Origin of the sequence: Paraburkholderia sp. SIMBA_027, assembly GCF_046535315.1 — a bacterium.
GTDB classification, from domain to species: Bacteria; Pseudomonadota; Gammaproteobacteria; order Burkholderiales; family Burkholderiaceae; genus Paraburkholderia; species Paraburkholderia tropica.
On record NZ_JAWRWY010001790.1, the window covers coordinates 1 to 228 of the forward strand.

Here is a 228-nt window from a genome sequence, read left to right on the forward strand (position 1 = left end):
GCCTCGTCGATACCCCGAGTCATGTGCAGACGCTCGACGTGGACGCGCTGGATGAACCGACGAGCGCGACGGACGGCGACGAGCAGCGCGACGTGCTGGGCGAGCTGGAAATCACCGCACGGCTCATGATCACTGGCGGCGAGGACAAGGAAGAAGCACGCATGACGCGCGCGGACCGCAGCTTGATCCGCCAATGCATCCTTGATGCCGCCCATCGCTGTGCATGCG

Annotated in this window: 1 protein-coding gene; it reads left to right on the forward strand. The window is 65.4% G+C overall.

What is annotated here, in order from left to right; genetic code table 11:
- On the forward strand, positions 1-228 hold a 228-nt coding region (locus SB764_RS45335), incomplete at both ends, for a hypothetical protein (protein WP_410867485.1).